This window comes from Massilia sp. TWP1-3-3 (assembly GCF_049897805.1).
In the GTDB taxonomy this organism is placed as follows: domain Bacteria; phylum Pseudomonadota; class Gammaproteobacteria; order Burkholderiales; family Burkholderiaceae_D; genus Telluria_A.
In genome coordinates this window covers 1-21,467 of sequence record NZ_JAFCWX010000050.1, presented here as the reverse complement: position 1 = coordinate 21,467, position 21,467 = coordinate 1, and the positions used below count along the sequence as shown (strand labels likewise).

22 protein-coding genes are annotated in these 21,467 nt (G+C 60.7%); 10 read left to right on the top strand and 12 right to left on the bottom strand.

What is annotated here, in order from left to right:
- Nucleotides 1–102 precede the first annotated feature (102 nt).
- The gene (locus ACP7D4_RS26460) at nt 103–720 is read left to right on the top strand and encodes an NYN domain-containing protein (protein ID WP_426212302.1); all 618 of its coding nucleotides are present in this window, start codon (nt 103–105) and stop codon (nt 718–720) included.
- A gap of 42 nt (nt 721–762) precedes the next feature.
- On the opposite strand, the gene ACP7D4_RS26455 is transcribed toward ACP7D4_RS26460, so the two are convergent.
- Nucleotides 763–1,071 carry an ankyrin repeat domain-containing protein gene (locus tag ACP7D4_RS26455; protein WP_426212301.1) on the bottom strand — a complete coding sequence of 103 codons (309 nt, stop codon included), beginning with the start codon at nt 1,069–1,071 and terminating at the stop codon, nt 763–765.
- A 156-nt stretch (nt 1,072–1,227) separates the two neighbouring features.
- Here ACP7D4_RS26455 and ACP7D4_RS26450 point away from each other — a divergent pair, with 156 nt between their 5' ends.
- From ACP7D4_RS26450 to ACP7D4_RS26440, 3 genes are all read left to right on the top strand, one after another.
- Nucleotides 1,228–1,842: an SLATT domain-containing protein gene (locus tag ACP7D4_RS26450; protein ID WP_426212299.1), complete on the top strand. Its 615-nt coding sequence runs from the start codon at nt 1,228–1,230 to the stop codon at nt 1,840–1,842.
- Nucleotides 1,843–3,147 carry an SMODS domain-containing nucleotidyltransferase gene (locus tag ACP7D4_RS26445; RefSeq protein WP_426212297.1) on the top strand — a complete coding sequence of 435 codons (1,305 nt, stop codon included), beginning with the start codon at nt 1,843–1,845 and terminating at the stop codon, nt 3,145–3,147.
- A gap of 165 nt (nt 3,148–3,312) precedes the next feature.
- On the top strand, nt 3,313–4,257 hold the full coding sequence (locus ACP7D4_RS26440) for a toll/interleukin-1 receptor domain-containing protein (RefSeq protein ID WP_426212295.1): 945 nt from the start codon (nt 3,313–3,315) through the stop codon (nt 4,255–4,257).
- 304 nt (nt 4,258–4,561) lie between these two features.
- Here the strand turns inward: ACP7D4_RS26440 and ACP7D4_RS26435 are convergent, their stop codons facing one another.
- On the bottom strand, nt 4,562–5,278 hold the full coding sequence (locus ACP7D4_RS26435) for a hypothetical protein (protein ID WP_426212293.1): 717 nt from the start codon (nt 5,276–5,278) through the stop codon (nt 4,562–4,564).
- Between the two features lie 577 nt (nt 5,279–5,855).
- On the opposite strand from ACP7D4_RS26435, the gene ACP7D4_RS26430 reads away from it, so the two are divergent.
- Genes ACP7D4_RS26430 through ACP7D4_RS26420 form a run of 3 tightly spaced genes read left to right on the top strand, consistent with a single transcriptional unit; the run spans nt 5,856 to nt 7,646 of the window.
- Nucleotides 5,856–6,434, top strand: a complete 579-nt coding sequence (locus tag ACP7D4_RS26430; protein ID WP_426212292.1) for a PAAR domain-containing protein — start codon at nt 5,856–5,858, stop codon at nt 6,432–6,434.
- A complete protein-coding gene (locus ACP7D4_RS26425) occupies nt 6,431–7,207 on the top strand; it encodes a hypothetical protein (RefSeq protein WP_426212291.1) in 777 nt (258 codons plus the stop codon). The genes ACP7D4_RS26430 and ACP7D4_RS26425 overlap by 4 nt, the downstream gene beginning before the upstream one ends.
- Nucleotides 7,182–7,646, top strand: a complete 465-nt coding sequence (locus tag ACP7D4_RS26420) for a hypothetical protein (RefSeq protein ID WP_426212290.1) — start codon at nt 7,182–7,184, stop codon at nt 7,644–7,646. The genes ACP7D4_RS26425 and ACP7D4_RS26420 overlap by 26 nt, the downstream gene beginning before the upstream one ends.
- Before the next feature lie 16 nt (nt 7,647–7,662).
- Here the strand turns inward: ACP7D4_RS26420 and ACP7D4_RS26415 are convergent, their stop codons facing one another.
- On the bottom strand, nt 7,663–8,019 hold the full coding sequence (locus tag ACP7D4_RS26415) for a hypothetical protein (RefSeq protein ID WP_426212289.1): 357 nt from the start codon (nt 8,017–8,019) through the stop codon (nt 7,663–7,665).
- 146 nt (nt 8,020–8,165) lie between these two features.
- Nucleotides 8,166–8,573: a helix-turn-helix domain-containing protein gene (locus ACP7D4_RS26410; protein ID WP_426212287.1), complete on the bottom strand. Its 408-nt coding sequence runs from the start codon at nt 8,571–8,573 to the stop codon at nt 8,166–8,168.
- Between the two features lie 147 nt (nt 8,574–8,720).
- Between ACP7D4_RS26410 and ACP7D4_RS26405 the strand changes: the two genes are divergently transcribed.
- Together ACP7D4_RS26405 and ACP7D4_RS26400 are read left to right on the top strand one after the other, a co-directional pair.
- Entirely contained in the window at nt 8,721–9,287 is a 567-nt protein-coding gene (locus ACP7D4_RS26405) for a DUF4755 domain-containing protein (RefSeq protein ID WP_426212286.1), read from the top strand.
- Nucleotides 9,288–9,301: 14 nt separating this feature from the next.
- The gene (locus ACP7D4_RS26400) at nt 9,302–9,604 is read left to right on the top strand and encodes a hypothetical protein (RefSeq protein WP_426212284.1); all 303 of its coding nucleotides are present in this window, start codon (nt 9,302–9,304) and stop codon (nt 9,602–9,604) included.
- A gap of 451 nt (nt 9,605–10,055) precedes the next feature.
- Here the strand turns inward: ACP7D4_RS26400 and ACP7D4_RS26395 are convergent, their stop codons facing one another.
- The 5 genes from ACP7D4_RS26395 to ACP7D4_RS26375 all read right to left on the bottom strand — a co-directional run bounded on the left by ACP7D4_RS26395 (nt 10,056) and on the right by ACP7D4_RS26375 (nt 16,563).
- On the bottom strand, nt 10,056–10,805 hold the full coding sequence (locus tag ACP7D4_RS26395; RefSeq protein ID WP_426212283.1) for a hypothetical protein: 750 nt from the start codon (nt 10,803–10,805) through the stop codon (nt 10,056–10,058).
- A gap of 142 nt (nt 10,806–10,947) precedes the next feature.
- Nucleotides 10,948–11,703 carry a hypothetical protein gene (locus ACP7D4_RS26390; protein WP_426212282.1) on the bottom strand — a complete coding sequence of 252 codons (756 nt, stop codon included), beginning with the start codon at nt 11,701–11,703 and terminating at the stop codon, nt 10,948–10,950.
- Nucleotides 11,703–14,576, bottom strand: coding sequence for a MobF family relaxase (gene mobF, locus ACP7D4_RS26385; RefSeq protein WP_426212280.1), 2,874 nt, complete (start codon nt 14,574–14,576; stop codon nt 11,703–11,705). Before mobF ends, ACP7D4_RS26390 begins: the two co-directional genes overlap by 1 nt.
- A gap of 44 nt (nt 14,577–14,620) precedes the next feature.
- On the bottom strand, nt 14,621–15,133 hold the full coding sequence (locus ACP7D4_RS26380; RefSeq protein ID WP_426212279.1) for a hypothetical protein: 513 nt from the start codon (nt 15,131–15,133) through the stop codon (nt 14,621–14,623).
- Between the two features lie 77 nt (nt 15,134–15,210).
- A complete protein-coding gene (locus ACP7D4_RS26375; RefSeq protein WP_426212278.1) occupies nt 15,211–16,563 on the bottom strand; it encodes a site-specific integrase in 1,353 nt (450 codons plus the stop codon).
- A gap of 9 nt (nt 16,564–16,572) precedes the next feature.
- On the opposite strand from ACP7D4_RS26375, the gene ACP7D4_RS26370 reads away from it, so the two are divergent.
- Nucleotides 16,573–17,430: a helix-turn-helix transcriptional regulator gene (locus ACP7D4_RS26370; RefSeq protein ID WP_426212276.1), complete on the top strand. Its 858-nt coding sequence runs from the start codon at nt 16,573–16,575 to the stop codon at nt 17,428–17,430.
- Between the two features lie 1,348 nt (nt 17,431–18,778).
- Here the strand turns inward: ACP7D4_RS26370 and ACP7D4_RS26365 are convergent.
- The 3 genes from ACP7D4_RS26365 to ACP7D4_RS26355 all read right to left on the bottom strand — a co-directional run bounded on the left by ACP7D4_RS26365 (nt 18,779) and on the right by ACP7D4_RS26355 (nt 21,339).
- Nucleotides 18,779–19,891 (bottom strand): hypothetical protein, encoded by a 1,113-nt coding sequence (locus ACP7D4_RS26365; protein WP_426212274.1) that lies wholly within the window; start codon nt 19,889–19,891, stop codon nt 18,779–18,781.
- Between the two features lie 437 nt (nt 19,892–20,328).
- A complete protein-coding gene (locus ACP7D4_RS26360) occupies nt 20,329–20,931 on the bottom strand; it encodes a LexA family protein (protein ID WP_426212272.1) in 603 nt (200 codons plus the stop codon).
- A gap of 54 nt (nt 20,932–20,985) precedes the next feature.
- Nucleotides 20,986–21,339, bottom strand: a complete 354-nt coding sequence (locus ACP7D4_RS26355) for a hypothetical protein (protein ID WP_426212270.1) — start codon at nt 21,337–21,339, stop codon at nt 20,986–20,988.
- Between the last annotated feature and the right edge of the window lie 128 nt (nt 21,340–21,467).

Here is a 21,467-nt window from a genome sequence, read left to right as displayed (position 1 = left end):
GGCGCATCGACCAACACACACCTCAGACGGCGCGCTCCTGGAAACAGGGCATGCTTGTGGGAGTGCAATGAATGCGCCGGTCAAAGCCAGATTTAGGCGGTTTTGCGAAGCCGTTCACATTGGACGACTACCAACTTGAAGGGGTGGAAGGATACGCTCCATCGCATGGCAATCCAGCCCATGCAACAGTTCAGCTACACGACGGGGAAGAACTCCACCGATTCCTCGCTCATCATCGACGCAATGGACCTGCTTCACGGCGGCAAGCTCGACGGATTCTGTTTGGTCTCCTCCGACAGCGACTTCACGCGCTTGGCGAACCGGATCTGGGAAGCTGGACTGGCCGTCTACGGCTTTGGCGAGAAGAAGACGCCCGAAGCATTCGTCGCCGCTTGCGACCGCTTCGTCTACACCGAGATTTTGCGCCCCCCGGCAGTCGAGGAAGCCAAGCCGCGTCTTGAAGAGGCTCAGCCGCCGGCGCCCGCATTAAGGCCGATGGTCAGCCAAGCGGTGACCGCGGCCGCTCGTGACGACGGATGGGCCTCGCTGTCGTTGGTGGGTTCGTTCCTTCTCAAGACGAATCCTTCCTTCGACCCTCGCAATTACGGCTGCCAAAAGCTCGGCGAACTAATGCGTCTGCAAAAATTCTTGGAAATTCGCGAGTCCGCGCCCATCGAGGGCGGAAGCACCCATTTGCATGTGCGGCTCAAGAAGAATTGACCGGGGGCGAGTCCAGCTTTTCTGCTCCTTCGATCCTGTGCGTCACAATGTCTTACCGCCACCTTTTCCGGTGCACATCGGTTGAAGGCTTTCTTCTAGAAGTCCTCGCTCCGATTGGGCACGGCCGAACGAGTCCAATTCGGCGGCGAGATCTGGCCAGTTCTCTCGCGCCAGCGCTGCCGCGATCTGCCCTTCATTGTCTCTAGCGTTGAGATCAGACACAGGAAGGAGGAGCATCGCGGATTCGCGCCTGCCGTTGGTGGCCGCCAGCATGAGAGCGGTCTTGTCATCATCGTCGAGCGCGTTGGGGTCCGCCCCGTAGGCCAACAGCTCGGTCGCAGCCTGCGCCACTATCGCGCATCAAATTATTTTAATAACAAGAGTGGTTTCCTCTTGTAAAGATGATATCGACCTCCATTTGTCTGGTTTGAGGAAAACTTCGAACCACGGTTCTCCTTGCCGACCAGTGGCACTTTGCCTCGACACTCGACCAAGAAAGTTAAAAAAATGACAAAGGATGGGCTGTTAAAAATGATCGCCGAGAGTGGATACAACGTCGGCTACGCCGCGAAAAAGCATCTGGCGACTTTTGACATCGTTGAAAAAGTGCCGGGGTGGCTCGCCCTGCTGTCCATCGCCGCGGGCATCGGGGCCCTGTTCATCCCCCAATTGGAGCAGAAGTTCGTCTCGGCGACGTTTCTGGTCTTAGGCGTCGCGTCGCTCTTCATCAATTTCTACATGCAGGACAAGGACAAATACGCGAAGGCGGGCGACAGCTTGACGGGGAAGTTCCACGAGCTTCGGGCGCTGTATCAGCACGTCAAGGCGGAGCCCGACACGGCCGACATGTCCGCCTTCGCCACCACGCATGATCGGATTCAGGCAGAGGCGCTGGCGTTCGGCATTCCAAAGCAGATTTTCCTTAGCGATTGGTATGCGCACTACAAGTTCTTTTGGCAGGCGCAGACCGGCTGGATGGACGAGCAGCTGCGATTCAAATTTTGGCGCGACAAAATGCCCTTGGGATTGATTCTTTGCCTAGCCGCGCTCTCAGTTTGGGCACTTGTCGCCGCATCCGTCTTCCTGGCATCGCATGCCCCATTCGCCATCTGCTGGAAATAAATGAGCGCCCCACTATTCGAACAATTTCGCGCCAACTTGGTGGTCCGGAACGCCGGCGACATCTCGACCGCCTATTCGAACATTACCACCAGGCTGAACAAAGATTTTTGGGACCTCGAGTCGAATGTCGCGCATCGGCGGCAAGTCGGCTCCTACGGGAGGGGGACGGCCATCCATGGGATCAGCGACTTGGACATGGTATTCGAGCTTCCATGGTCCACGTATGAGAAATACCGCGACTACCAAGGGAACGGGCCTTCCCAATTGCTGCAGGCCGTGCGCGGCTCGTTGAAGACGCGCTACCCCAACACCGAAATCAAGGGGGACGGGCAAGTCGTGGTGGTCGAATTCAACAAATTTGTCGTCGAGGTGCTTCCCGCGTTCTGGGACAAGGACTGCGATGGTTACCGGTTCGGCGACACGCACGACGGGGGAACTTGGAAGATCTGCAAGCCGATCAAGGAGATCGCTGCGGTCGACGCGCGCAACGACGTGACCAACCGCAACTTGAAGCATGCGTGCAAGATGATCCGGGCCTGGAAAAATCAGCACGGCGTCAACATGGGCGGACTATTGGTCGATACTCTCGTCTACAATTTCTTCGGCCAGACCGACGATTATGACGCCGCCACCTACAAGTCTTACGGTAAGCTTTTCGTTTCATTGTTCACCTATCTCGGCGGCTTGGCCCATCAGGATTACTGGGCGGCGCCCGGCAGCGGGCAGCGGGTCCACAGTAGCGGGAAGTTCCAGAAGAAGGCAAAGAAGGCGGCTGCCAAATGCCAAGAGGCGTTGAACGCCGACACCGACAAGATGATGATCAAGCTCTACCGGGAAGTCTTCGGCCGCAGCTTTCCCGCCGAGGTGCCGACGGTCATCAAGTCCGAGGCCATGGCGCAGGACTTCTCGCGCTACACGACCGAGCAATACATCGAGGACGTTTATCCAGTCGACATCCGATATGACTTGGACATCGACAGCGAGGTGACCGGGGACGGCGCCGCGGCGAGCAAGCTGCGGCGAATGGCCGAGGCGTTCATTTGGCTTCCCAAGGCTAGGTCGCTCCGCTTTTACGTCGAGCACTGCAACGTTCCGTTGCCCTACGATGTCATGTGGAAGGTTCGCAACGTCGGCGCCGAAGCGGAGCGGCGCAAGATGATCCGCGGGCAGATCGAGCCCGACGGCGGCAAGAAGCAGAAATACGAGAGCACCGATTTCCACGGAGATCATTTCGTCGAAGCCTACATTGTCAAGGACGGCGTATGCGTCGCTCGCGATTTGATTGAGGTCCGAATCAATGAGTGATAGCGCGAGGGCCGGGCACGCCACAGGCAACGCTTTTCTCGAATGTCAAAGCCAGCGCGAGCTCGGTTCGCAACAGTCGTCTCGGCGCGTTTAAATTTTCACCGTTCTGGGCTGCGGGATTTCCCGGACTCGAACGACAATCCCCTTGAAGAATTTGGAGAAGCCATGACAGCCCCGCGAGTATTTGTCAGCCATGCAAGCGAAGACAAGGAGCGTTTCGTAGTCCCTTTTGCCGAGGCCTTGCGCCAGCGCGGCGTCGACGCTTGGCTGGACCAGTGGGAAATGGCGCCGGGGGACAGCTTGGTCGACAAGATTTTCGAGGACGGGATCGCCCAAGCATCGGTCGTGATCATCGTGCTCTCCGAAGCGAGCGTCGCCAAGCCATGGGTGCGCCAAGAATTGAACTTGGCGGTGGTCAAGAGGATCGAGGAGGGCACGAAGCTCATCCCGATCGTCCTCGACCGTTGCGAGGTCCCCACCTCCTTGAAGTCCACTGTGTGGCAAGGCGTTCCTGACCCGAGCGACTTCTCTGCCTGTCTGGACCGGGTCGTCGACGCCATTTTCGGCCATTCTCGCAAGCCGCCCGTTGGCGAGCCTGCTCCGTATCTGGCCCACGCAGTGGCATCGATCGCGGGACTCTCCACCGCCGACAGCCTTTTGCTCTCCGTCTTGTATGAACAATTCTTGGCGATCGGGCTGAGCATGGGAAACCCCGAGGCCGTGCTGGATGCGATGAGGAAGGAAGGCGTGGAGCCGGGAATGACGGCCGAGTCTCTCGCGATCTTGGAGCATCTTGGCTATGCGGACTCCCTCAAAGCGATCGGCAGAGGCTTCAAACCGTGCGGCATTCTTCCCAGGGGCGTGTCTGCGGTGCTGGGGGAGAGGGAGGCCAGTCTCGTGCGCGAGGCCGGGTTGGCTATTCTGAATGGCGGACATCAACGCGGCGACGCCATTGCGGAGGCCATTGGCCAACCACTGCCATTGGCCGAACATGCGATGGAAATGCTCGCCAGGAGCGGGCACGTCGTCATTTCCCGAGAAATAGGTCCCGTCAAAAGGATCGGACTCGTCCAGCCGACGCTGCGGCGCGCTTTGGACGGCGGGGCCTAGCCCCGGCCGCCACTAGGGCTGGACGCCCGCCAATGGTCGGGGACATGTTCACCGACCTTTTGCATTTTTCAACAACAAGCAACGACTACAGGACCGGAATATAACCGCCTTTGATAAAGCGGCATCCAACGTCTGCAATTCATTGAGGAGCGCGATCGGCCATGCTTTTCGCGCCCTTTTCCGGCCGCGCAGCGGGTGCGCGACGCGACAGCCTCGCGAGAAGCGGGCATTGTTCGCTTCGAAAATTCTCAGCGCTCGCCTGGTCGGCTTTGAACCTGCGCGCCCCAATCGTGGCTGGACGGCGTCACCACATTCTCCGATTGAAGCGAGAGGCGTCGCACGCCAAGTTGAATCGCCCTTCAAATCCCCAAGCCGACAACAAGTCCCTCTGTTCGGCCGAAATCCAGCCCAACGTTTCGGTCACCAACTGATGCTTCTCCTTGATCTTTTTCAGGGCTTGGTCAATATCCGAAACGCCGTAGCCGCTCCAAATGGGCTCATGATGAAACAGCCGATTCCGGAGATTATTTACGATCTCCAACCGACTGAAAATTGCCTTCATGGTCATTCCGTGCGCATGGGGGAACAACGTTTTTTGATTGAACTGGTTCCAAAGATTGGTAGCCGGCTTGGTGTCGCGGTAGGTCTGCGACAGCATGTATACCCAAAATCCGAAGGGTAGCCGGCATATGATATCGTCTGTCGTAGGGATTCGAATGTTTTGCAAGTCTCTGGTGGCCGACGTTTGGGCCGCCGCCAGATGGCGTTGGGATTCCGGCGTCAAAGCGATGTGAGCATACCAATCGATTTGCCTTCGCTTGGCCCGGGCCGCAGCGTGGATGCCATTCCTCAGAGTAACTTCGAGCATCTGCAAAGGGGTGAACAAATGTGAGCAAATGTCTTGAAACAAAAAAAACATTTCCACCGTCTGAGCCTCGTCGCCGCAATTTAAGCGCAGCTTGTAAGTGTCCAGGCGCGAGCCGGAGAAATTTGACACCACTGACGCGTAGTTGAGGGGCATGGGCACGATTGACAGGTGATGGAAAGTGGCGTATATTAGCAGTCATTGGGGCTTGCGTCATAGATGCAAAGTCACAAAAATATTACAGCACCGGCGTTTGCGAATTCCGGTATGCGACGTTCAGACGGCCGATCTTTTGATTGGCCGTCCCCATTTCTAGGCTCCGAAAGTGAGCCGCGGTGGGTGGAAGAGTTTTATGGGACTCTCCTTAGGCGGCCGCCTCCTTCTCCCACGCCAATCCCCAAACCACCTTTGCTCGCCGTATCTTAAGGCAACCGGCGCGCAGGGCGCGACAATGGACTCCGAGCGCGCTGCGGCGACTTTTCCGACCAGAAGGCGCCAGTCCTTGATCGTCAAATGGTTCTAGTCGCAAGCGGCGCGCTTTGTTCGGCGAAGATCGATGATTTGTTGCGGGCTCGCGGCCGAGGCTCGGTCGGGGCGGAGCAACGGATGAAAAGGTCCAAATCTCGACAGCGGCGGCTTGTCGTCGCCGCCCGCAAAGCGACGACGGCGACATTTTTTAGCGGGAAAGCGTTATATCGATTACAATCTTTCCAAATCAAAACATGAGGCGGACATGGCCGGCGAAATCATCAGGAAGGGCGATCCGACGAGCCACGGCGGCACCGTCTTGGAGGGATCCTTGACGGACATCTGCATGGGGCAGCCCATCGCCTACATCGGCCACAAGGTCCAATGCCCCAAGTGCAGGGGCGCTTTCCCCATCATCGAGGGCGTCCTCACGACAACGTTCTATGGCAAAGGGGTCGCCGTCGCCGGCATGAAGACGGCGTGCGGCGCGACGTTGGTCGCCACGCAGTTCACCGACACCGTGGAGTGGAGCTCGGGCGGATCAGGCGCGTCGTCCCCGGCCAACGCCGTGAAGGCTCTTGCGGGGGCCGAAGCCGCCGCCGCCGCCGGCTCGGCCGCGAGCGCGTTGTCCAAGGCGGCCTCGCCGGCGAAGGACGCGACATTCGACGAGCAGTTCGTGCTCCTCGACGACGAGAAGCAGCCCATGCCCGACATCCCCTACACGGTCAAGCTGCAGTCGGGAGCCTATGAAAAGGGCGTCACCGATGCGGAGGGCCGCACCAAGCGCTACGCCACCGACGGCGCGCATCCGATCGAAGTCTATTTGGGGCATCGCGAAGCATGAGCCAACCCATCGCAATAGCCCCGACCAATCCGAGGCCGGGAAGCGTCCATCCGGTCGACGTGAAGATCCGATACACGAAGTCCCCCGACTCGACCGGTTGGCTCCGGGTGAAGCTGGAGCCGTCCGGGGAGAGCGGCTACCTGTGCGAGTTCGTCAAGGTGGCCGTCTCGGAGGAGGGCGACAGGACGCATTTCCTGATCCTCGAAGGAACCAACAAGGGACTCAAGGCCAGCTTGGGCAAGGACAACGCCGCGAAGTGCCTCGTCGCCGGGCCCCGGGGACCTGGCGCGAAGATCGTCGCGAAGACCCTGGGCAGGAAGTGGCTCGTTTCCCAGCCCCGGGGAGGGGACGGGCACAACCAGCTTCTCGCCACGCTCTCGTTCGACGGCAAGAGCGCGACGATCAGCTTGGATTCGGATGTCGATTACCCGGAGACCAATGTCGCCAGTCCCGATTACAAAAAGGTCAAGCATTCCAAGCCGTTGCCGAAGGGCACATACCGGATTTTGGCCCCGCAAAATCCCAAGGGGACGAAGTTCACCGGTTTCTACGTCACGGCTCCGGGCGGATATCCGGATTTGAAATACCATACGGTGTGGTTCCCGATCGAATACGCGGCGACGCTCAACAGCAACTTCGTCCATGTCGGCAATCTCTCCGAGGGATGCGTCACGATGTATGAGCTGCCAATGTGGAACGCGCTCTACGCTTATTTGATCAAGAACAGGCTGGACAAGGAGGGCAAATATGTGGGCACTGTCACGATTGAATAGCAAAGCCGCCACGGCGGCGGCGGGGCTCATGCTGATTTTTTCCACCGCCGGAGCGGCGGAGCCGGATTTCCACCGCGATCCGCTTTTGCGATACCGCGGCAATGCCCAGGTGCATAGCCTCTATGACATCCGCGAGGCCGCTAGGACTTTCCTGACCCGCGAGAGCGTCGGGAGGAAGGTGGCCTATGAGCCCATGGATCCGGACATCAGGATCGTCGTTCCCCGGTGCCTCGTCCCGTTGAAGGCGCGCTGGGCGCGCAAGTCGGTCGAATACGACCAGCCGGGCGTCGAGGTTGTTTGCAAGCGGTCGGTCAACAAAAAATACGATCATTCGTGGGATGTCTTCGTCCCGTTGTTCCAGCCGGAGGTGGCCGAGAAGTGGCGCCTGCTCGAGGAAAAGAACAAGCGCGACGGCGCGGCGGTCCCCGTCGTCAAATGATTCGGATCTCGGGAGGTCAGCTGACCTTGTCGGGAGATTCGACTCCGGCCGTCGCTTTGCCTTCCGTGAATGAATCGTCGAAATGCCGCAGGAACGTTTCGATGAGATGGCCGTGGTAATACGCGTAGACATCCGTGGTCACGTTGCTGCCTTCAGGCTTGATGATGTTGAAGGTGAGCTTCCCTTCCGCGGACTTGGCTCGGAAGAATGCCTTCTTGTGCCATTGCGGAGCTACGTGCGTGTAGTAGGTCGTGCCGCCTTGCGCGTGCTTTTGCCATGTCGTGATCTTGCCCTTCGGCTCGTCTTGGTCGATCGCGTCGTTGAATTTTTTCAACAGGGCGTTGGGCGAGCCGGTGATGAAGTGAACAGCCATCGTGTCTCCATGTGGATATTGCAATGAGGAAATTTCATTGTGTTGTGAACATGGTGGCTATGAACCTGTTATGCAAGTGGCGATTTTGATATATATTTTTCAGCCGCTCCGAGAGGACAACCGTCCTCCGGGCTGCGCGCCGGTCGTCAGACGTCCGAGCGCTTCTTTCTTCCCGGAGCCATGGCTCTGCCGCCAAGGAAGTCGGCCATCCGGTCGACAATGTCGGACACGAAACGCCGATCCAGAGGATCGAGCCGCATGATCCTGCGCGCTATTTCCGAGGATTGATCTTGCTGGCGGTCGCTGGCCGGGACGAGCAGATCCTCGACCCTGCAATCGAAAATGTCGGCGAATTCGAACAGCCGGGGGATCGAGGGCGAAACGACGCCCCGCTCGAGCCGCGACACCGCCTCGTTCCCGATCCCCAAGCGCTCGGCCACATCCTCTTGGCTCATGCCCGAGTCCGCCCTGCGCTTGGCGATTAGGGCGCCGACTTCCCTGGCCACTTTCGCATGCCTAGCCTCTTCCTTCTTGTTGCGCCCAGCGTCGTCCATTCGCGCTATCTCCCATTCAACCCGGATAGTCGCAAGGCAACCGAATAGTTTGAAGGACTCAAAAGGTTGAATCACAACCTAAATGGTTTATTATTCGTCCACGCGCCGCGCGGCTTTCGCGCTTTGATCAATGGAAAGGAGAGCGTCATGGGATTTCTCGCAGTCATAACCGTTTTATGGGGAACGTTTTGGTCGTTCGGCATCAAGTTCGCCACCGGCTTCGACGGCAAGCTCGGCACCGCCGCGCTCGCCTGGGGGCCGGCCGTCCTGCTCGCGTGGTTCGTGATCGGCCGGGCGCTTCGTCGCGAGAAGCTGCACGACGCGGCGCTGGAATCTCTCGGCGTCGCGAAGGGGGCGGGCTTCGACCACTCGGAGGATGGCACGGGCATAGCGATCAACGTCAAGTCGAGGGCCGTCGCGCTCGTCGGCGACGGAGGCTTCAAGACCTACGGCTACGAGCAGCTTCGCTCGTGGGTGGACCGGGAGGAGCGGCCCACGGGCGTCGTCGTCGGAACGGTGCAAGGGGCCGCCCACAACGTTCGAGCCTCCCGGGAGGCGGCGGCTAACACGGGCCTCTTTGTGACGGTCAAGGATGTGGAGCGTCCGGAGTGGCGCGTGGCGATGAAGGATCGCATGGCGCGGGCCCGCTGGATGGAATTGCTGCGGCAGCAGATCAACGAGACGCCGGCTTCGGGCGCCTCGATCACCTCATAGACAAGGAGAACGGCATGGCAAGAAAAATATGGATTCGGATATCGGTGGCATGCGTGGTCGCCGGATTGGCTGGCTGCGGCGAGTCGCCGCCGGGCGACGGGGACGTGCGCGAGGCGATGTCCAAGCAGATCGAACAGGTCAGCGGGAGGGCCGGCGCCGAAAGCCAGAAGGAGGAGCTTGCGAAAATCAAAGTCGGCAACTGCGCGAAAGCGGACTTGGGAGGTTTCAAGTGCGAGTTCACCGCCGGCGCCGGCGCTCAGACCGGCCGCTTCAAGAAGGGAAACAAGGGCTGGGAACTGGTCGGGGTCGGGGGGTAGGCAGGGAGTCTTAGTCGCGGACAGCTGCCGGCGCGACGTCGAAAACCTCGCCACGTCGGTAGACCGCTCCGACGTGCGGATGTCCGTGACGATGTCGTTTGGGGTGGCCTCGCTTGTCCCAATGAACGGCATGCCGGCGGTCCATATGATAGAGGGGCCGACCGCGCTCTCTTCGAGGCGAAGGCAGTCGGCCGCAATGCGGTGCGCCGCTCTTGATGATCATTTCTCGCGAAGGCGCGCCCGCCGCGATACTTCCAACGCATGCCGTCGGTGGACCCCGGCCCATTGACCGCGTTCTTATTCCAAGCCGGCTTTATTCATGCCTTTTGGAGGGATATACCTAACGCACCAGGGTGCGGTGCAAACGCGGTGCGCGTCGGGAGGGCTTGATCTGGGCTCCGCGCGACTCGCGCTGCCATCGCAGCGAGCGCAGTGCGCGTGGGTGTTGAATCTACTTCGCCCGCTTCGCTGCGGCGTTGGCCGCCTTCGTTTTGGCGGCCTTGCGCGCGGCCTTTCCGAATTTCTCCATCTTGTAATTGAGGAGATCGTTCGGGAAGGCGCGGATGAGCAGCGCTTCGAGATCGTCCACCATCTCCGGTATAACCTCGTAGGCGCTGAAATACGCGGCAAGATCGTAAAGCTTCAGTTGCTGGTCCTTCGGTTGGCGAACTTGGATATGCGCCGGCTTGAAGTTCACGTCTGTCCAAGGATGGCGCACCAACGTCATGACCTGCGCGCTCCTATCTCGATTGAACGCGAGATTCATCTCCTTCCAGATATCCTGCTTCTTCGTCTGGCCAGCGTAGAGCGCTTTGCCTCGGGTGTCATAGAAAATGTATAGGCCCGATTTCGCGGCGCACAAAATGTCCCTCAGTCCAAGCAGATGTTTTCCCGCGTCCGCGCTCGTGTCGAAGACATCCAGCCTATTCTCGTCGCGGCCGACGGGAACCGCGTCAATGGGAAAAAACTCGACGATGGCCTTCACGGCATGGGCGTGAACGTGGTGCCTCGCCGTGCGCTGTGCCCTAGTGATCACGTTCGCCGCCTGCAGCGCTGTGAGTATCGTCGTGTCCTTGCGCCAGTGGCTGAGAGTGGGAAGCGGAATTCCAAGGATCCCGGAGAGTTCGACCTCCGAAAGGTTCTGCTCTCTGTCCTTGTTCATCTTTTTCTCGAGGTGCCGCAACAGTTCCGAGGATTTCATTTTGGTTTGCTTTCGTCGTGGCGGGAAGTGCCGCGTAAATCTTAGCATGCATGCCGGCAACAAACGACCTTGGGAATCGCCCGGCCCCTTGGATCAGTTGTGAGATTTTTCGTCGCCTCGCGCGGCGCATTTCGTCCTTCAGTCAAATCGCCGACGTGAAAGTCGCCGGGCTCAACCGGCCTCCGTCGTCGAGGGAATGCAGGCTCATGCTCCAAGCTTCTGATCCATTGGCCGCTTGGAACATGAGGTAGAACGAGTTGACGGGATCGCATCGCGCGAATGGGGTGTCGTTCGCGAGGGAGTCCATTCGAACTAACGCCGGCGCGCCGCGAGCTGCCGGGCCTCGCAGATCGGCCGCGGCCACGCGTTCTACAAGCAGATCGACGGCCACGTGGCCATGGTCGATACGCTGAGTGGCTTGCCAGCGCGCTTTGGCCAAAAAAGATGGCCTTGGAAGGCGTTTAGCCTCTTGCTCAGCCCAAGAGCGAATGGATGGCAGGTCTTGGCGCGAATGATCGCGTTCGCGGCTACCCTCGGCAAGCGCCGTGGCCAGCGACTCGCCGAGGCTCCTCATGCCGACCTCGATTTTCGCCAATGCGAGCGTCTGTTCGATTGCGCCTCGTTTCACCAAGGATGACAGATCTTCGAGTTTGATGGCGAGGTCGCCCCGATTGCCATCTTCCGTTTCTCGCTGCGAGGCTTGTGTCGCCAGATCGATGGCGCGGTCAATCGCGACCGTCGGAGACGGTGGCGGGGAGCATTCTTTGACGAGGGCACGCAATAGCGCCCGCCGACCGTCCGAGAGCCGAACTGTCACCCCTGGCCGCGTCCAAGTTTGATCGGCCGCAGTGATCGCCGCCGACGACTCGCTCCCCGCTTCGAGAGGGAGCCTTTTCATCAAGGGCCTCCGCGTGAAAGCTCTTCGACCAGCTGCTTATTCGCGCTCTGGGCCGACTTGGCGACTGCCACCGCCGCCGCGTAGCGATCATCCAAGGTCGTCCCCTTGGCCCTGGTGCGCGACATGGAGGAAGCGAGGGTGTCGACGACAGCTTGGCGCGTCGGCAGAGGCTCCGCCAGCGGTCCGTGGCGCTCCGGATCCACTGGGGTCATCATGGCGGTGTTGGCGTAAATGGTCGTCGCGAAGCGCGAGCGGCTCGCGGCAACATAGGTCCATTCCCTGTCGGCCATCGCCGGGTTGGCCAAGACGTAGGCCGCGTCGAAGGTGCGGCCCTGGCTCTTGTGGTTGGTCAAGCACCACGCGTGGTCGAAGCGGCCAAGAGACGTTGGAACCCTCGCCGTCGTCTCGCCGCGGCCGTTGGGCTCGTCGAGTTCGACGACCAGCAGGGTGGCGAACTCGCGGCGCTCGATGCCCGCAACCGTCCCCGCCACCCCGTTGGACACGCCAACTGCCTTGTCGTTCTTCGTGAAGACGATCCGGTCGCCTGGAGCGAAGCGCCTCATGTCGGTCGATTCGTCGCGATGGACGATCTCCACGTCGATTCCCCGCGCGTCATCGACCAGCCCTTGGGCGACGAGGCCAGCCCTCGCCCTCGCGTTCAGTTCCCGGACCTCGGCGCGAGTGCCCGCGATCATCGTCTTGTTCGCGGTTGGCGTCTTGTCCGCGGCCCAGTCGGCCATCAGGGCGTCGACGGTGGCGGAGTGCCCAGCGACGAGCCGCAGGCGGCCGCGCTCGTCGAGCATCGCCAAGGCTTCCGACGCCTTCCCGATGGCGAACATCTCGACAGCCTCCCTCATCCACTTGTGGTCGAAGCGCGCGCGCCAACGATCGAAGCCACGCGCGAGCTTGGCGTCCTCCGCGCATAAGGTTTCGATGGCGGGCAGCCGGGCATCCTCCGGCGCCTGCCGCAACGCCGCGGCTTTGGCCCGCGACAGGCTTCCGCGCTCTTCGAGCCACGCCAGTAACGGCTCTGCGTCTGTCCGTTGCCGCTGAATGGCTGAGATCTCCGCTTTCCCGTGCCGGTCGATGAGCGACCTGAAGATGCCGCCCGCTTCGATGGGCTGCAATTGCTTGGGGTCGCCGATGGCCACGAGCTTGGCGCCGGCGGCCAGGGCTGCTCCTTGCAGCAGGGCGAACTCGCGCGACCCCACCATGCCCGCCTCGTCGAGGGCTAGGATCGTCCCGGGGCCGAGGCGCGCCTTCCCGTTGCGGACCGCCAGCAAGAGGCTCGCGACTGTCCGCGAAGGGATGCCGGTCTCGCGCGCCAGATTCAGGCTCGCGGCGGCGGATTGGCAGCATCCGACCACCTCGAAGCCTGCGGCTCTGTAAGCCGCCCCCAAGGCCCGCATCATTGTAGTCTTGCCCGTTCCCGCCCAGCCTTCCACAAAGGCGTGGCGTCCCGTATGGGAAGCCACATGGAGCGCCGCGTCCCGCTGCTGGCCAAGCGACACCGGGACGCCAAGCTTGGCCCTCAGGTCCGCCTCCATCCGGTCGAACTCGGCGTCCACCAGCGCTTCCGGGATGCGGTGCGAGAGATCGGCAGCCCCGGCGGCCACCGCGTCGCTGACCCGAGCCTCCATGTCCATCGTCGCGCGCGAGGTGAAGATGCGCGTCAGGTGCTCGGTCTTACCCAAGCTCACCACGTTGCCGCTTTCTAGGAACGCGTCCAGTTCGAGAAGGCATTCGGCGGCGTTCCATCGGCCCATGGCTCGCTCGCAGATCATTGCGAGGGCTTCCTGGGCAGTCGCGCACGACTGCTTCTCCATGAGGGCCGCGAGAAGCTCCTCGCGGTCGATGGCGAAGGGAGCCACGTTGGGCGCCGCCGGGGCAGGGGGAGGAAGCCGCATCTCGGCGACGGAGGCGGGCGTGATGCCCAGAGCCGCAGCCATCCGCTCGAACTCGACGAGCAGCTCCGGCAGCGGCGGCTCGGCCTTGGCCTCCCTCGTGTTTAGCGCGGCGACCGAATGCGCGGCAGCCCTCTCGGCGCCGGGCATGCCGGACTCGCGCAGATAGTCGGCGATTTGTTTCGACCGGCGCGACAGCGCCTCGCGCTGCTTTTCGTCGATTCCCCGGATCGTGAAATAGGGCCCGGACGGTTCGACGCCGAATCCCAACGCGCGCATCCGGCTGGCGAGCTCCACGCGGAATAGCGCGCCGGTCGCCATTTTGCGCTCGAACTGGACTCTCGGCTCGGTCGCGCTCCATTGCGCGGAGCCTGTCCGCATCGCGACATTGAAGAGAAACGCGTGGACGTGCAGCTGCGGATCGCCGACCGGCGCGCCGACCGCCCGGGAACTGAAATGGGTGTAGCAGGCCGCGACCGTCGCTTCGGCCGCCTGCTTGGTCCTGCCGGCGTGTCCATGGCGCGTGACGGTGTTGGCTTCCGCGTCGGCGAGGGCGGCCTTCGCCGATCCGTGAAGGCATTCCACGATGGCGTCGCGGGTCGCTTGGTCGGCGCCGGCGAAGATGGCCGACACATCTTTGGGCGCCGAGAATGTCATGTCGAGGCCCATCACGTGCCCGTCTCCGGCCCCCTTGACCAACGCCTCGCCGGTGATCGGGTGGAAGCCCTTGGCCAATCGTTCGACGTGTTGGGCCTCCGCGTCGCCGCCCAGGCCCAACAACGCCGCCCCCTCGCATGCCCAGAAAGGGGCGGGACCCGAGGCCCCTTTCTTGGCGCGGGCATAGTCGTCGAAGTCGCCGCGCTGGCGCGTGGTGCTGGTCGGGCCTCCCAAATACGCCAAGTAGCTTTTCCCGCGCGGGCTCTTCTTGGCCTGGTTGGTAGCGCTGTTGATCTTCGCGATCGATAGCATTGGAGCCTCCTCAACTTTCGAGCGCGAGCGCCGCCCAGCAATGCCTATGCCGGCGAACGACCGAGATAGGCCGCCGCCTGCGAAACCAGGCGCAGGGTTGATGGAGTGGGACCAAGCGGCTTGGGGCCCCTGAGCCCGTGGAAAAATCTCCTCCCGAGGCCGGCTTTGAGCGCCTGCGCGGAATAAGCGCGGCCCACGCTCACAACGCTTTCGAAGCAGGCGAACACGCGGTCGTCTCCTGGCTTGGCGAGCGACCGCAATCTGCGGAGCGTTTTGATCGCCTTGGCCGACAAGTCGATATCGCGCGCGCCACATTTGCCGCGCGAGGCCGGCAGGTGCCATATTTTTTTGGCCTCGTCGAACTCCTCCCAAAGCGCTCCGAGCAATTCGTTCGGTCGAGCGTTCGTTTGGAGTTTCATGTCGATCAGGAGGTCCCAGTGTTCGGCCCGAGCGGGCTGGGCGATCGAAAGCCGGGCTTTGAGGATTGACACCTCAAAGCTCGACAAGGGGCTTCGCGCCTCGGTCTTGCTCAGCACGATGCGTGATTTAGCTGTCATTTTCGGTCCTTGTGGATTGGTGGAGGCTGGCTGCGCTGCGAGGTGCCGCACTGGATGCATGCGGCTTTGTGGACGATTTAGCCAAGGACTCCGACCAGTTCGTGCGGCCGCAAGTTGGTGTAGCGCATCGTCATTGATTCCCTCTTGTGCCCAACCATGGCCATGATCACTCGGAATTTCGCCTCGGAATACAAAACCATTCTGGTAATCGATTCATGGCGCAAGTCGTGGAATCTAAAGTCTTGGACCCCCGCTTTGAGCGTCAGCTTGTGGAAACAAGCTGACACGGAATCCGGCTTTCCAAGAGTATGGAAAATGCGCTCCGACCCTGCGCTGGCCAGGGCGCGAAGGAGTCGAACGATTCTCCTCGCAGCTGTCGACAAGGTGACGCTTCGGGCTTCGTCTGTCTTCGAGTGCTCGGCTGGAATTGTCCAGACTTGATCGTCCAATACCATTTCCCTCCATTCGCTCAGCACCAACTCTTGCAGCCGGGCGCCGGTCGCTAGCGCGAGCCGGAACAGAAGGCGCCAATGGTATCGGGATGGCTTCCGAATTGAACGGATGGCGCCCATGAGCGCGGCTTCTTCGCCCGCTTCCAGCCTTCGATCCCGGCCTTTGTCCCAACCCTTCGGGAAGCATTTCCTCCCGTGGAAGTGGAGCGAAGGGTCGTCGACGCCAAGGTTTTCGGCATGCCAGACGCACGCGGCCTTCATCACCGCAAGGTGGACTTTTAGAGTCTCGTAGCTAAAGGTTGTCTTGCGACGAGTCACACATTTTGACATCCTCTGAACGTAGCTTCTTACCCACGGTGTTCGCGCGTCGCAGATTCGCACCCGCCCAACGCTCTTGATCACTGTCGGAAGTGTCTTGCGATGGCGGAGCGTGCACGCGCTGCTTTCTGCAAACTTGGTCAGGACTTCTTCAAGGTCTTCTGCGTAGAAATCGACGCGGGGGGCGGGCTTGCCCTCGGACATTTTGAGCGACGCGGCGAGCTTCGCCTGCTTTTTGCGCAACGGCGGCTCCACTCGGCGCACGAACTCCTCGGCCAAAGCCTTGGACTCGAAAGTTCCAATGATGGGCTTTTCGCCTTTGACCCTGATGCTTACTTGCCATGCGTTAGGGCGGTTGGTGCGCGTTCTTTCGTTGATTGTGGCCATGAAATTTCCTTGTGCGGGAAGCGAGGAGGGCCTCAATATATGCCGACGAACGGACGAACTGGCCGTCTTGAACGGTCGATTTTTATCGAAGCGCGTGTCGCCGATTTGCAGCGGATTTGCAGCGGCGGCATCGCCAGGGAATCTAACCGCAGCGGAGCCAGCGCTGGCAAGGGCTCCCGGCCCGGCGGCCTGGCCGTCTTTTTTTAACTGGTGCCCTGGCCCGGAGTCGCAATCCTGCTGAAACCACAGTAAATCAGGGTTATGCGAATACATAACGCGCTCTTGTGGCTGCTCAAAATGACCGGAAGCGCGAAACGGGCGACGCATCTGGAGCAAACGTGTGGCGGAGTTGCAGCGGACAACTCGAGAAGTGCAGCCGACAGACGGCGCATCGACGGCTGCTTTTTCCAGCACGAATGGGACAAGACAAATCGCTTCCATCATCAATCCCTTGAATCGAAGGCATCCCTCCTGGCCAGGCTGGACTGCCTTTGTTTTACATCGACAAAAAGTGAAACTCAAGTGCTGGGCCGACGTTTTCCAAAGCCGATCGACTCCGGCCGCGCGCTCGCGATTAGCGCCACGGATTCAGCGCGGCCAGTCGCCCTTGATGGCCGGCATGAGTATGTCTTGGCCGATTTGGTCCAAACATCATTCGGAGGTCTCATGGATTCATTGCCCTGCTGTCATCAACCCGACAATTCGACTTCACTGCCGTCGCTCGCCCTTGATCCGAAGGCTCTCGACCACAAATTTTCCGCGGCGCGCGCGATGCTGGTGGCCCAATACAATTTGGAGGCTGCGTTCGTTGGCGTGCCAAAGCTGGCGCGGATCTTGGGATGTTCTCCCACGACGATATGGAACTACATTAGACAGGGAAAGTTTTTCATCCCGTATCGCATGATCAACGGATCGCCTATGGTCACCGTATGCGATTTGGCCCATTGGTATTGCTCGACGTCGGAGATGCACTTTCCAGCGGAGGCCGGACGTTGGCCCATCGACGCTGGCGGTTTCGATGAAGTCTGTAAGCCGAAGCCTGCTCGTGCTTCCCCAGGGGGCAATCAAGCGAAGAAATTGGTCGAAGAGGCGTTCGCCGCCATGGGGATCAAGGGGAAGCAGCGTAATTCTCGTCAATAGTGGCGTGTGAGCTGCAGTTTTGCAATCGTGTCGAAGCGCGGCCTCTTCGATCGGCGATTACGCGCGAGTCAGCCGTTGACACGACGATCGCCGGCGAATATAAAAAAAGGGCGCGGCTGACACCGCGCCCAACTGGCCTAAAGCAAGCTTAGCCGCACGGGCCACTGGCAAGCAGCAACGCCGCGAGCAGGACAAGGCGGATCCACCAGGCTTTGAGCCAAGCAAGAAGTTTGAGCTTCATGAACATCTCCGAAATGCCGTTCATCTCTTATGGATGAAGCGGGTCCGCGCTAACGGACTCGTTTCGCGAGGGCTCCTCCGCAGAGGGGCCCTCGCCTTGTCTGGGCGGAGATCGAAGAACTTGTCGATTATACGGGCTGCTGCGGGCCCGGCTACGAAGCCTTCTCACAGCGCGGCTTATGGCAGTAGAAACCGTGATGGATGGGGCTTTGTCCGCGCGCCGCATTGTAGCGGCGCCAGGGGGCTCTGGCACGCCTCAATGGGGCCTTGGCGCTCGTGGGAGCGCCGCGCCGACGACAGGGCGGAGCCCGTTTCGAATTTTCGCGGGCGCCAAGCGGCGCCGCGGGCGCGGACCTGTCCGCGACGTAGATTTTGTCGAGGCTAGGCCGGCGCCGCCCGGGACGGGGCGGCCGCCGAGCTAGCATCTATGTTTTTTTAATCTATAAGATCTATAGATGTGACGCTCGCGTCCACTTCAAAGACGGATACCCGCCACTCCAAGCACGGCAAACCTCGGTCGCCGTCCATTTCAGTCACGGAAACCGTCCACTCCAAGCACGGAGCACGGGGCTTCAGGAGGGAATTGCCTGCAAAAAACGGCCAACGATCCCGTTCAGTTACGGCTGCGGGCCTTTTCGAGCACGGACGCTCCTCGCTCCGCTGACTCATCGGGGGTTTGATCATGCGCCAGCCATGCACGTTTCGGCGTGTTCTGGCCGAGCTAGCGGAGCCTGTCAGCAAGTCTCGGTGACCGTTGGCGCGCTTCGTCGTTGTCGAGAGCGCGCTTGCTCGTATGACGCCGCTCCGCGCCAGTGAGACGCGTGGTTTCGACCAAAGCGAGCAATCTTCGTTTTCATAGGAGCGAAAATTTAACTTCCACTTCAAGCACGGAGAACGGTAAACATGTATGCGTATTTTCGCCCTCCGGTGCACTCTTGAATTCGTCCTAATTCGCCCGACAGAATGGCACGGTCGCTCGTGCAGAATGATGCTTTCCAATGAGGCACAACATATATGCCGATGCCTTCGCGCTGGGGCCCTCTCCTGCGCCAGTCGGCGCCTCGACAATGGAGTTCGGCTATCGGCCCTGTCTATTGCATGGGCCAGGTTATAGCGAGACGCCTCCTCGGCGTGATTTTTTTGCCGTCGGTGCCGGGGCGTGCCGGCGGGGCTGTTCGAAGACCGGCATTTCGGCGCCCCGAACTATATGGATTTTCCACTCATCCCCTTTGAGCGTTCCCTTTTGAATGTCAAATGCTTGGACCAGTTGCGGCGCACCGAGCGCCAGATCGGCCAACGCATATTTCATGATCGATGGAAACCGTCTCGATGGGCATGGATGGCCGCAAAGCGAGCGCAAATACAGCATGTCGAGGCCATCCTTATAGGTCTTCCCATGGGTCGACAAATAGTCGTGCATCCATTGGCCCACGAGAGTTTTCAGTGCGGTCCGGCGAGCGGAGTCCATTTTGAACTGCGTGTCCTCCGACAGAATCCGCGCGGTGAAAACATGGTCGAGCCTTATCCAGCATCCGCCATTCTCGCGTCGCGCTTCTGCGAGAAGGCATCCCGACACGCGTCCAAAGCTCCCCAGCGTGACGGACACATGCGCGCCCGCGAGCCTTTTGAGGCTGCTCCATATCGAATCCAGCGCGCGCCCGCCGTCATTGTGGGCTCCAATGCGTCTGCCGATGCCCAAAAGGGACACCTCGATCTCGGCCGCAGCGTCGTCGGCGCCTTTTGCGATCTGGATGCATGCTTCCCAAATCGCCTTGTCTCTCATCGTCAGGGCCTCGCCTGCGAAAGCAAGGTCGTAGGACTCGGGCGAGTGGACCGTCGCCTGATCGCGCTCAACTCCGAATCGACCTGCTTGAAACAAACCTGTGCGCGACGCCAAAGCCGGAAAATAGTCCAGCTTGTCGCGGAAGGGCAGAACGACGGGGATCGCCTTGGGGAACAGATCGTCGGCGGTGGGAGTCGATATATTCGATGGCCGCTGCGCAACGCGCGCATGCGGAACTAAAGAAGTCGCGGATCGTTGGGCCGGGGAGGGCGGCTGAACCGTGGGCGCCTGTGCCGGGAACGCATCTAGTCCAGTGCGGCGCGCAGTGTCGCTTTGATGGCGCTCGGCCGCAGCGGCCAATTGCTCGGCCACAGGCAAGTCCCAATCGTCTTCAGGAGCCAAGTATTCGCCGTCGTGTAGGGTTGGCTTTCGCGTCATTGTCATCTCGCTTCGTCTTGTCCATCGGTTAGCGAGGGCGGGCGCCCTTCGGGTTTACCTGTTCTCAAGGATCGAACCCATTGTCAATAGGTTCAATACCGTTTACGCAAAATATTTCGGAGCGCGCTGGTAACGCCAACCTGGTCCAATAAGAATGCCGACGAGGACCACCCATTGGCCGCAAATCCCGAAAGAGATTTCGGCGGCCACGGCGCGAGAAGCATGCGCTCGAATTAAGGCAGTAGCCAAACGCGAAGCGAGCCGGTCTGCAGCCGGCCAGTCACGCAGGTTATAAGAATGTTCGCCTTTGTTTGACGTAGGGATCGCTTGCCGGCTGCCGGCGGATTTTAAATGGGCAGTGGACGGGCCCGGATCTTCGCGTCCGCTCCGCTCGCACGTGTCCTGTGGTTCGGCGCGCTTATATGCAGGCCCTGACCTCAGCGCTGGGGCGTGCCGTCGTCGACGCCCTGGACGATGCCGAAAATTTCCGGCGGGTTTGCGTCGTCGATCGCGACGCCGAGGATTTGCGGATTCTCGGCGCAGAGCACCGTGGCGCCGCCAATGGTCGCCCAGCGGCGCAGGAGCCAGCCGCTGCCGGCTACCCTCGCCAATACTATGTCTCCGTCGAGCGCTGCGGATGCAGCACGGGCATCAAGGCGAGATCCGGCCGCGATGCCGGCGCCGATCATCGAACCCCCTATGGCAATTACTTGAAATACGCTGCCCGTCGGCGCCGTTCTTTCGTCGCCAAGCTTGCCGTCTGTAGTGGCCCATTCGCGGAGGTCGCCGGACTCCATAGTCGGAGGCTGGTCTTTCTCAGTCGCGCCTCGCAATCGTGCAGACCTGGCGACGCGTTCGGGCTCCAAGCGCATGTCGCTTGGAGTCGCTCCGGCTGGGAGGCCCCATTCGGCATTGATCCGATCGACGTCTTCAGGCCCGATGCCCTCGGTGGCTAGAAGGAATGCGTCCAACGCCGCGATCCGGGCCGTCTCCGCAGCGCTCACGCGCCCGGACCTTTCTTTGTGGTTTCGTTTTGCCATGGAATCTCCCATGAAGTGATTCGCGAGCGCAGATCGCTCTCGCGCCGGCGGGCATCACAGTGTGGCCGACGCGGCCAGCCTTCGCAAGACCCTTTTCTTCGCCGCGTAGTAATCCGCGAGATCGATCCCCATCGATGCGCTGACTTCGCTCGGCGCGAGCTCTTGCAACATCGCGCCAAGCACGGCAGACGCACGAGTGTCTGTGGCCTCCAGAATAATTTCTGCTGCGCGCACTATTCGCCGCGCGAAATCCCGCTCCTCGTTCGCGCAAGCCAGGTCCTCAGCCGAGGGCGATCGCCAAGCTTCGCTGTTTCCGGAGGAATACGCTTCCGTTTCGGCCGTCTTCATGTCCACGCTCGCGGACGAGTTCTCCAGCCGGGCGCGTTCATGGGTCGCGATGCTTTTCATGGTCTTGATTGTTGACGCTGATCGAATATTGACCCACCCTGCTGATTGAAATTTGACCCAGGGGCGGGCGCTGCGTTTGATGCTAGCAGCTGTGGATAAGTATACCAAATAGCAAGGGGAATTGGCGC

Coding starts and splice junctions, on each gene's coding strand:
- ACP7D4_RS26450 (WP_426212299.1), top strand. CDS start 1,228: ATGACAAAGGATGGGCTGTTAAAAATGATCGCCGAGAGTGGATACAAC.
- ACP7D4_RS26445 (WP_426212297.1), top strand. CDS start 1,843: ATGAGCGCCCCACTATTCGAACAATTTCGCGCCAACTTGGTGGTCCGG.
- ACP7D4_RS26440 (WP_426212295.1), top strand. CDS start 3,313: ATGACAGCCCCGCGAGTATTTGTCAGCCATGCAAGCGAAGACAAGGAG.
- ACP7D4_RS26435 (WP_426212293.1), bottom strand. CDS start 5,278: ATGCCCCTCAACTACGCGTCAGTGGTGTCAAATTTCTCCGGCTCGCGC.
- ACP7D4_RS26430 (WP_426212292.1), top strand. CDS start 5,856: ATGGCCGGCGAAATCATCAGGAAGGGCGATCCGACGAGCCACGGCGGC.
- ACP7D4_RS26425 (WP_426212291.1), top strand. CDS start 6,431: ATGAGCCAACCCATCGCAATAGCCCCGACCAATCCGAGGCCGGGAAGC.
- ACP7D4_RS26420 (WP_426212290.1), top strand. CDS start 7,182: ATGTGGGCACTGTCACGATTGAATAGCAAAGCCGCCACGGCGGCGGCG.
- ACP7D4_RS26415 (WP_426212289.1), bottom strand. CDS start 8,019: ATGGCTGTTCACTTCATCACCGGCTCGCCCAACGCCCTGTTGAAAAAA.
- ACP7D4_RS26410 (WP_426212287.1), bottom strand. CDS start 8,573: ATGGACGACGCTGGGCGCAACAAGAAGGAAGAGGCTAGGCATGCGAAA.
- ACP7D4_RS26405 (WP_426212286.1), top strand. CDS start 8,721: ATGGGATTTCTCGCAGTCATAACCGTTTTATGGGGAACGTTTTGGTCG.
- ACP7D4_RS26400 (WP_426212284.1), top strand. CDS start 9,302: ATGGCAAGAAAAATATGGATTCGGATATCGGTGGCATGCGTGGTCGCC.
- ACP7D4_RS26395 (WP_426212283.1), bottom strand. CDS start 10,805: ATGAAATCCTCGGAACTGTTGCGGCACCTCGAGAAAAAGATGAACAAG.
- ACP7D4_RS26390 (WP_426212282.1), bottom strand. CDS start 11,703: ATGAAAAGGCTCCCTCTCGAAGCGGGGAGCGAGTCGTCGGCGGCGATC.
- mobF (WP_426212280.1), bottom strand. CDS start 14,576: ATGCTATCGATCGCGAAGATCAACAGCGCTACCAACCAGGCCAAGAAG.
- ACP7D4_RS26380 (WP_426212279.1), bottom strand. CDS start 15,133: ATGACAGCTAAATCACGCATCGTGCTGAGCAAGACCGAGGCGCGAAGC.
- ACP7D4_RS26375 (WP_426212278.1), bottom strand. CDS start 16,563: ATGTATTCGCATAACCCTGATTTACTGTGGTTTCAGCAGGATTGCGAC.
- ACP7D4_RS26365 (WP_426212274.1), bottom strand. CDS start 19,891: ATGACGCGAAAGCCAACCCTACACGACGGCGAATACTTGGCTCCTGAA.
- ACP7D4_RS26360 (WP_426212272.1), bottom strand. CDS start 20,931: ATGGCAAAACGAAACCACAAAGAAAGGTCCGGGCGCGTGAGCGCTGCG.
- ACP7D4_RS26355 (WP_426212270.1), bottom strand. CDS start 21,339: ATGAAAAGCATCGCGACCCATGAACGCGCCCGGCTGGAGAACTCGTCC.